General features: G+C 71.8%; 11 protein-coding genes. 6 read left to right on the top strand and 5 right to left on the bottom strand.

Annotated features, from left to right (window positions below):
- Positions 1–486: 486 nt before the first annotated feature.
- The 3 genes from CCR97_RS27575 to CCR97_RS27565 all read right to left on the bottom strand — a co-directional run bounded on the left by CCR97_RS27575 (position 487) and on the right by CCR97_RS27565 (position 2,090).
- Entirely contained in the window at positions 487–858 is a 372-nt protein-coding gene (locus CCR97_RS27575) for a hypothetical protein (protein WP_201160070.1), read from the bottom strand.
- Between the two features lie 255 nt (positions 859–1,113).
- The gene (locus CCR97_RS27570) at positions 1,114–1,302 is read right to left on the bottom strand and encodes a hypothetical protein (RefSeq protein ID WP_111360155.1); all 189 of its coding nucleotides are present in this window, start codon (positions 1,300–1,302) and stop codon (positions 1,114–1,116) included.
- Positions 1,303–1,562: 260 nt separating this feature from the next.
- A complete protein-coding gene (locus tag CCR97_RS27565; protein ID WP_111360154.1) occupies positions 1,563–2,090 on the bottom strand; it encodes a SixA phosphatase family protein in 528 nt (175 codons plus the stop codon).
- A 191-nt stretch (positions 2,091–2,281) separates the two neighbouring features.
- On the opposite strand from CCR97_RS27565, the gene CCR97_RS27560 reads away from it, so the two are divergent.
- A complete protein-coding gene (locus CCR97_RS27560) occupies positions 2,282–3,955 on the top strand; it encodes an NAD(P)/FAD-dependent oxidoreductase (RefSeq protein WP_201160069.1) in 1,674 nt (557 codons plus the stop codon).
- Positions 3,956–3,998: 43 nt separating this feature from the next.
- Here the strand turns inward: CCR97_RS27560 and CCR97_RS27555 are convergent, their stop codons facing one another.
- Entirely contained in the window at positions 3,999–4,238 is a 240-nt protein-coding gene (locus CCR97_RS27555) for a helix-turn-helix domain-containing protein (protein ID WP_111359848.1), read from the bottom strand.
- A gap of 8 nt (positions 4,239–4,246) precedes the next feature.
- On the bottom strand, positions 4,247–4,813 hold the full coding sequence (locus tag CCR97_RS27550; protein WP_111359849.1) for a DUF2975 domain-containing protein: 567 nt from the start codon (positions 4,811–4,813) through the stop codon (positions 4,247–4,249).
- 104 nt (positions 4,814–4,917) lie between these two features.
- Between CCR97_RS27550 and CCR97_RS27545 the strand changes: the two genes are divergently transcribed.
- The 5 genes from CCR97_RS27545 (at position 4,918) to CCR97_RS27530 (ending at position 7,803) form a co-directional block, all read left to right on the top strand.
- Entirely contained in the window at positions 4,918–5,472 is a 555-nt protein-coding gene (locus CCR97_RS27545) for a hypothetical protein (RefSeq protein ID WP_338049147.1), read from the top strand.
- 69 nt (positions 5,473–5,541) lie between these two features.
- A complete protein-coding gene (locus CCR97_RS27540) occupies positions 5,542–6,210 on the top strand; it encodes a B3/B4 domain-containing protein (protein WP_111359850.1) in 669 nt (222 codons plus the stop codon).
- 289 nt (positions 6,211–6,499) lie between these two features.
- Positions 6,500–6,823, top strand: coding sequence for a type 2 periplasmic-binding domain-containing protein (locus CCR97_RS31925; protein WP_244670708.1), 324 nt, complete (start codon positions 6,500–6,502; stop codon positions 6,821–6,823).
- The gene (locus CCR97_RS27535) at positions 6,733–7,488 is read left to right on the top strand and encodes a Bug family tripartite tricarboxylate transporter substrate binding protein (RefSeq protein WP_338049148.1); all 756 of its coding nucleotides are present in this window, start codon (positions 6,733–6,735) and stop codon (positions 7,486–7,488) included. Before CCR97_RS31925 ends, CCR97_RS27535 begins: the two co-directional genes overlap by 91 nt.
- Positions 7,489–7,620: 132 nt before the next feature.
- A complete protein-coding gene (locus tag CCR97_RS27530; protein ID WP_111359852.1) occupies positions 7,621–7,803 on the top strand; it encodes a hypothetical protein in 183 nt (60 codons plus the stop codon).
- Positions 7,804–8,020 lie beyond the last annotated feature (217 nt).

The following is an 8,020-nucleotide window of genomic DNA, read 5'->3' as shown; positions in this document are numbered from 1 at the left end:
GCGTCACCGGCGGCTGCGGCGCCTGGGCGGCGGCCGGGCCGCCCGACAGGGCGAACGGGACGGCCAGAAGCATGGCGACGGCACCGGCGGCGAGGCCGGCGGCGATCGGGCGGGCGGCGTCTCGACGTTGCATGTCTCGCGGTTGCATGTCTCGACGTTGCATGGAGCGTCCTCGTGGATCGATTGCAAGGGTGGGCTCGGACCGCGGCGGGCGCGGGACGCCGCGCTCGGCCGAGCGCGGGGCGCGGCGGTGTCCGCACGCCCGGGGCCAACGCCGTGCGCACGACCGGCGTTCCCGTCCCGGCCCGGGCGGATCGGCGCAGCGGACGCGGAGCATGCGTGTCGAGCAGGCGAGGTCGTTCTAACGGCGACGGGAATGGGCCGACACGACACCGGCGCCAGTGCGGGTCGCGCTGGCGCCGGTCGGTCTCGGTCGGTTGGTAGCGGCGGGTCGGCGGTGGACCGCCGGGGCAGGCGGTGCGCCGGTCAGCGGCGCTCGGCGGTCCAGCGGCCCGAGCAGGCGCCGGTCGAGGAGTTGCCGGCCCAGGTGCCGCCGCCGTAGTCGCGGCCGAGCCGGCCGCGGCCGTCGGCGCGCGAGCCGCCGGCTGCGACGCTCACCGCGACGGCGCCGCCCTTGCCGACGCGGCCGCGGAAATCCATCCCCATCTCGCCGGCGTAGCGGACGATGCCGTCGACGATCTGCACGCTGTACCGATAGGCACGGTCGCAGGTTCCGCGGTCGGTGATGATGACCACGCTCCACGCCCCGTCATAAGGGGTGCGGGCGGACGCCGGCTGGGACGCGAAGGCGGCGAGAACGACCGCTGCCGCAGCCGACACCGTAGCAAACCGAATCATGGGACCCTCGTGGCTGATAACGAGCTTCGAGACGGGACACCCCGGGCGAACGCAGAACCGACGCACGATCCGAGCCGAGCGACAGGCGCTCGACCGACACGCTCCAGCAACACCACAATCCAGACAAGAAATCGGCGGGCGCCATCAGACGTCCGCCGTGTCACGATCACAATGAAAACTGTTTAGCCGATTCGGCCTCGCCCTGCGACCGAGCCGTGCAATCGGCGCGGTCGTCGCGGGTCGGACCCCGTCCCGTCACGAACGGTCGACCACCCACCACGGACGATAGGGCGGATCGTCGTCGGTCGGCTGCGGGAGCCGATCGAGCTCGTGGGTGTCGAACGGCTTCACGACCGGCTGCCGAAGGTCACCGCAGGCCATCGGCTCGCGGCTGTCGTCGAAACGGCCTTGATCGAAGCGGAGGTGATTCATCTTCAGGGTCATGGCACAGCAGCCAACGGAACGATTGAGCACCGTGACAACGTCGAACTACCGCTCCGGTTCCATCGGTGCGTGTCGACCACCCAATTTTCCGCCCAAACCCGGCGCGGCCCGTGGGTGCGTGTCGTCGAGATGTGTAGGCTGAACGTCACGTGCCAGAGCTGGGTTCCGACGACGGCCCCGCTTTCCTAAATTTCGAGGTATCTGGCTTAACAATCGGTAAAGATTGGCCGATCTCACCCGCGTCGAGGCCGCGGCGGAGCCTAGACGGTGTCGTCCTCGAGGCTCTTCGGAGTAACGAAGCGATCGAGCCGGCCGCTGCGCGGGTGGACGTCCGTCCAGGCGTCCACGGCGAAATCGATCACGATCAGCCCGCCGGTGGGCAGCTTCTCGCGCAGCCTCTCCCGCTCCTCGACGTCGCCGGTGGCGATCAGGGCGGTGGCGAGCTCCTGGAGGCCGGGATTGTGGCCGACCATCAGCACCGCATGGGCCTCGTCCGGGACAGGCCGGACGGTCGCCAGCAGGCGTTCGGCGGGCGCCTCGTAGACGCGGCGCTCGAACGTGGCGGCCGGCGGATCGCCGAGCTGATGGGCGACGTGCGCCCAGGTGTCCCGGGTCCGCTGCGCCGTCGAGCAGACCACCGCGTCGGGAATCAGGTGGTGGCGCGCCATGTAGGCGCCGATCAGGTCGGCCGCGGCGGCGCCGCGGACGTTCAGCGGGCGCGCGTGGTCGGAAATCCCGGCCGCGGCGGGGTCGGCTTTGGTATGACGGAGAAGGATGAGTCGGCGCATGGGTTGCAAATTCCATGTGGCGGCGCACAAAGTCCAGAGGGCATCCGGGGGCCATCGCCCCGGGCGTCGTCCGGTGGCGGCGATGCCGGAGACGTCCCGACTGTGGCGGGTGATGGTGAACGGCCGGTATCCGCCGCGCGGTCCGCACGGGCGCGCGACGGGGCGAGAGCGTGGAATGCGAGCGAGGCAGGATGGACGCGGCGGCGGCTGACGACTACGGGCGGAGCTATCATGCGGCGACGGCGGTCGCGGCGCCCGAACGGCCGGCGCTGTCGATCGACCTCGACGTCGACGTCTGCGTGATCGGGGCGGGGCTCGCCGGGCTGACGACGGCGCTCGAGGTCGCGCGGCTCGGCTGGTCGGTGGTCGTCCTGGAGGCGAAGCGGGTCGCCTGGAGCGCCTCGGGCCGCAACTGCGGCTTCGTGCTGCCGGGCTTCGCCTGCGATCCGCGCACCATCGTGGCGCGGGTGGGGCTCGATCGGGCGCGGCAGCTCTGGTCGCTGTCGGAGGCGGGCGTCGCCTATGTCCGCACGATCATCCGCGAGCGCGAGCTGCCGGGCGTGCAGCCGGCGCGCGGCTGGCTCGACGTCTCCAAGACCGACGATCTCGACGACATGGACGACACGCTCGCCCTGCTGATGGGCGAGTTCGGCGCCGCCGTCGAAGGCTGGCCGGTCGAGCAGGTGCGCGAGCATCTGCGTACCGACGCCTATTTCCACGCCATCCATTATCCGAACGCCTTCCACATCCAGCCGCTCAACTACGCGCTCGGCCTCGCCGCCGCGGCCGAGGCGGCGGGCGTGCGCATCTTCGAGGGCACACCGGCGCGCGAGATCGATCCGGCCGGCGTGCGCAAGCGCGTCGCGACGCCGGGCGGCATGGTGCGGGCCGGCCACGTCGTGCTCGCCGGCAACGTCCACATGGGCGAGATCATGCCGCAGCTCGCCGCGACCGTGCTGTCGATCACCAGCACCACGGCCGTGACAGCGCCGCTCGGTCCGCGGCTGCGCGAGGCGATCGCCTATCCGGGCGCGGTGAGCGACTCCCGCTTCGCCAATCACCATTATCGGGTGATCGACGGCGACCGCCTGCTGTGGTGCGGCGAGGGCACCTGCTTCCCGCGCGATCCGATGAAGGTCGCGCAACGCGCCTTCGCGCCGGCGATCGCGTCCGTGTATCCGGGACTGGGGCCGGTGGAGTTCACCCATGCCTGGAACGGTAGCATGGCCTTCGCGATCCACCGCATGCCGCAGATCGGCGAGATCTCGCCCGGCCTGTGGGTCGCCGGCGCCTTCGCCGGCCACGGGCTCAACACCACGGCGATCGCCGGCAACCTGATCGCCCGGGCGATCGTCGAGAACGACGACACGGTGCGGCAGTTCGAGCCGTGGGATCTGGTGTGGGCCGGCGGCACCGCCGGGCGGGTCCTGCAGGAGGCCCGCAGCCGCCTGCGCAATCGGCGCGAGGCGATCGAGGCGGGGTTGGCGCGCAGCCGCGACCGCAAGCGCCAGGCCGGCGCGCTGCCGCGCTATCGCCAGGACGACGACCCGGCCGATCCACCGCCGCCGGCCGCCTGGGCCGAGGTGCGGGCCGTGGCGACGGCGCCGTCGCCGGTCGGGGCCGGTGAGGCCGCAGACGATCGCTACGAGGCCGACGGATATGCGGCGGACCGCTACGACACGCGGCCGGTCGCCGCCTATGGCGGACGCTCCTTCGCCGACCCGTCCTTCGGGCCGGCCGATCCACCGGAACCGCCCAACACGCTCGACTGGCGCCGCGCCCGCGCGATCGAGGAGGGCGAGGCGTCAGCCGCGCCCGACCGACCGGCCGTGGGCAGCCGCTCCGGCCGCTCCGGCGGTCGCTAGAGCATCGTTGGACGTGATGACTCGAGCGGCAAGCCGCGCCGACTCACGCGTCTTCGCCCGGCGCGGCATCGTCCTCGGGGCCGGGCCGATACTCCAAGATGTCGCCGGGCTGGCAGTCGAGCACGGCGCAGATGCGCGTGAGGGTGTCGAAGCGCACGCCCTTCACCTTGCCGGACTTCAGGAGGGAGACGTTCTGCTCGGTGATGCCGATGCGCTCGGCGAGCTCCTTCGAGCGCATTTTCCGCCGCGCCAGCATGACGTCGAGATTGACCACGATCGGCATCGGCGGGCTCACACGAAGGCGGCGTTCTCGTCGGCGAGCTGGACGGCCTCGCGCATGACGGCGGCGACCGCGATCAGCACGCCGCCGACGATCAGGGCGACGTAGTCGCTGATCGAGACGGTCAGCACCAGATAGCGCTGGCCCGGCGGATTGCCGAGCGACAGAGCGAGCGCCAGCGCCGTCGCGGTGAGCGGGCCGAGCGGTCCCTGCAGGAGCACCGACAGGCCGAACAGCCGCAGCCGCTGCGCCGCCGCGGTCGTGAACACCAGGCCGACCGCGAAGTCGCGGAACAACGCCCGCACCTGCCACAGCCCCCAGATCATCACGCCGAGCGGGACGGCATGGATCATCGCCATCACGACCTGGTCGGAGGCCGCGAGCGGCAGCTTGGCGCCAGTGGCGCCGAGCCGGTGCATCAGCAGATTGCGGCTCCACTCCGGGATCACGAAGGCGAGCCCCATCAGCACGACGATCAGCACGATGCCGAGCGTCGTCACCCACTCCATCCGGCGGGAGAGGCGGGCGAGACGGGCCTGAGCCGAGGCGAGGGCAGGGGCCGGAACCACGCTGGACATGAACGACCTCGTTGATCGAATGACGATGATGAATTATCGTAAAACAATAAGTCATTCTCGTCAATCGAGGTATGAAGATGCGTTTCTCGCGATCCCGCCGGGGCTTGGCCGCAACCCTCGGGGCGGCGGCCGTGCTGCTCGGCGCCTGCACGTCGATGCCGGTGACGTCGATGGTGAAGCTCGCCCGCACCGACTTCGCCACCATCGATCCGGCCGTGCTGCGGGTGGCGGTGCGGCTGCCGGCCGGAGTGCGGCCGCGGCCCGGCAGCGTCACCCTGAAGCTCACCGTGACGGTCGGCGCGGCGGCGCCGGTCGTCAGCGCGTTCGTGCTCGCCGACCTCGCCGATCCGGCCGAGCTCGCGTCGCTGCGCGGCGAGGTGACGAAGGGCGCCGCGGTCTGGGCCTATCGGCTGGAGCCCGCCGACGTCGCCCGGGTGACGGCGCTGCGCAGCGAGCTGATGGCCCGCAAGGGACGCGGCGAGCGCGGCTCGCTCAGCCTCGGGGTCGGTGCCGAGGCGTGCCGCACCGCCGCCGCGCCGGAGCGGGTGCTGCTCACCACCTATCTGAAGACGGAAGCCGGCGGCGACTTCTTCCCGCTGGTGCGCGACGTCGATCTGCGCGACGTGCCGGGCGCCGGCGAGCTGCCGTCCTGCGGGTAGGCGCCACACGCGGGATTTACGTTTCGGCCGCGGCGCTCTAATGGCGGGCGCAAATCTCCGAGGTGCCGCATGACCATCGTGATCGATCCCGCCGTGAAGGCCGCCTGTCCGTCGCTCGTCCTCGGGCTCGTCGAGGCCCGCGTCGTCAACGGCACCGACGATCCGGCGCTCGGGGTGGCGCTCGACGCCTGCGCCGCGGCGGTGACGCGCGACATGGTGATCGAGGACATCGCCAGGCTCCCGGCCGTGCAGGCGCTGCGCCGCGGCTACCGGGCGCTCGGCAAGGACCCGACCCGCTATCGCGGCTCGCAGGAGGCGCTGATGCGGCGGATCCTCCGCGGGCTCGGGCTCTACCGCATCAACACCGTGGTGGATCTGATGAACCTGGTATCGATCGAGAGCCGCCAGTCGCTCGGCGTCTACGACCGGGACAAGATCGTCGGCGACGCCATCGTGATGCGGGTGGCGGCGACCGGCGAGACCTACAAGGGCATCGGCAAGGACGTCCTCAACCTCGAAGGCCTGCCCGTCTATGTCGATGCGCAAGGCCCGTTCGGCAGCCCGACGAGCGACTCGCAGCGCGCCATGGTGACGGTCGAGACGACGCGCATCCTGCTCGTCGTCACGGCGTTCGGGGGCGGCGACGGCCTCCCGGCCGTGCTCGACCGCACGGCGGAGCTGCTGCGTGCTCACGCGCAGGCGGACGCGATCGCGACCGCGGTGGTCGATCGCGCCTAGGTTCACGCTTGCCAGCCGACCCGGCATGCCCTAAAAGGACAACAATCTAGTTTAATCGCCTAAAGGGCCCGGAAGAGGCCCCCCGAGGAACACGCCGCGGACGCCCTCCGGCGCCATGACGCGGATCGACGGGACGCCGCGTCGGCGTGGCCCGCGCGATCGTGCGCATGTCCCGGCTCGCCCGCCTCCATTGGACGTTCGCGCGCATCGCGCGGCCGGAGCCATGTGCCTCCGCCGCGACCGCGACGCTGCGTGCGGTCCGGATGCCGATGCCGAGGAGATCACGACCATGCTGACGCGACGCACCGCTCTCGGAGCCCTCGGGCTCGTCCCGCTGTCGGTTCCTCTGTGGTCCGGGGAGGCGTCGGCGCAGGAGCGTTATCCGAGCCAGCCCGTGAAGCTGATCGTCCCGTTCCCGGCCGGCGGCCCGACCGACCTGATCGGGCGGCTGGTGGCCCGGCTGCTGCAGGACCAGCTGGGGGCGTCGTTCATCGTCGAGAACCGGACCGGCGCGGCCGGGCGATCGGGCTCGGCGCGCTCGCGCAGTCGCAGCCGGACGGCTACACGCTCGCGATCAGCGCCAGCGGCGCCCTCGTCATGCTGCCGCACCTGATGCCCAAGATGCCCTTCGACTCGGTGAAGGACTTCACGCCCGTCACGGTGATCACCGCCGTGCCCCAGGTGCTGACGGTCCGCAAGACCCTCGGCGTCAAGACCGTGGGCGAGCTGGTCGCCATGGCCAAGGCGCGGCCCGGCAAGGTCTCCTTCGGCACCTCGGGCCACGGGACGTCCCTGCATCTCGCCGCCGAGCTGTTCCGGCTGCGCGCCGGCAAGATCGACATCGTCCACATCCCGTACCGCGGCGTGGCGCCGGCCCTCACCGACCTGATGGGCGGCCAGATCGACATGCTGTTCGGCGACATTCCGGTGATGCTGCCGCAGATCAAGGCCGGCACCATCGTGCCGCTCGCCGTCACGGCACGCGTGCGCTCGCCGGTGATGCCCGACGTTCCGACCATGGCGGAATCCGGCGTGGCCGATGCCGAGGCCGAGACCATCTATGCCCTCTTGGCACCGGCCGGGCTTCCCGCCGACCGGGTCGGCCTGCTGCACCGGACCCTGGTCAAGGCGCTGCGGGAGCCCGAGGCGACCCGCGTGATCGCCGACCAGGGCGGCATCCTGGTCGCCACCTCGCCCGAGGAGAGCCGCACCTATATCGCCTCCGAATCCCGCAAATGGGCCGAGGTGGTCCGTCTCGCCGACGTGAAGATGCAGTAGGCGGCGCCGTCGTCGGCCCGCGCTCGCGGGTCGTGTGATCGACCTCACGGAGTGGACCGCCGCCGCGCCGTAGCCTCCTCCCAGATGCCCGGGTCGCCCTCGCTGGTCCGGGCCCACGGTCAGGAGAGCCCGATGAGCCCGCACGATCGTCTCGCCGTCGTCGCCGCGCCGGGAGAGCCCGCTCCGGACGGGCGGCTCGCCGGCCCCGCTGGCCGGACCGGCTTTCCGCCCGAGCCGGAGCATCGCGGTGACGGCGGTCCGGTCGGCGGCCGCACGGAGGCCTTGCGGCACTGCATCAGCCAGCATCTGATCTGACACCGACGACGCCGCGTGCGCGGCGGAGCCGCGATGGAGACGCGACATGACTCCTGATGCCCAGACGGTGCTCGGCCTCATCGCGGTGTCCGGGGCGGTCGGTGCGGTGCTGGTCGCCCGCGCCCGCCGCCGGCGGCCGGGCGACGGCGCGTCGTCCGGCGGCAGCTCCGGCGACGGGGGCTGGAGCGGCTGGTCCGGCGACGGCGGCTCCGCGGAC

It is taken from the genome of Rhodoplanes elegans, assembly GCF_016653355.1.
GTDB lineage: Bacteria > Pseudomonadota > Alphaproteobacteria > Rhizobiales > Xanthobacteraceae > Rhodoplanes > Rhodoplanes elegans.
Note: the sequence above shows the minus strand (reverse complement) of the source record. Positions and strands in the feature narration are given on the sequence as shown.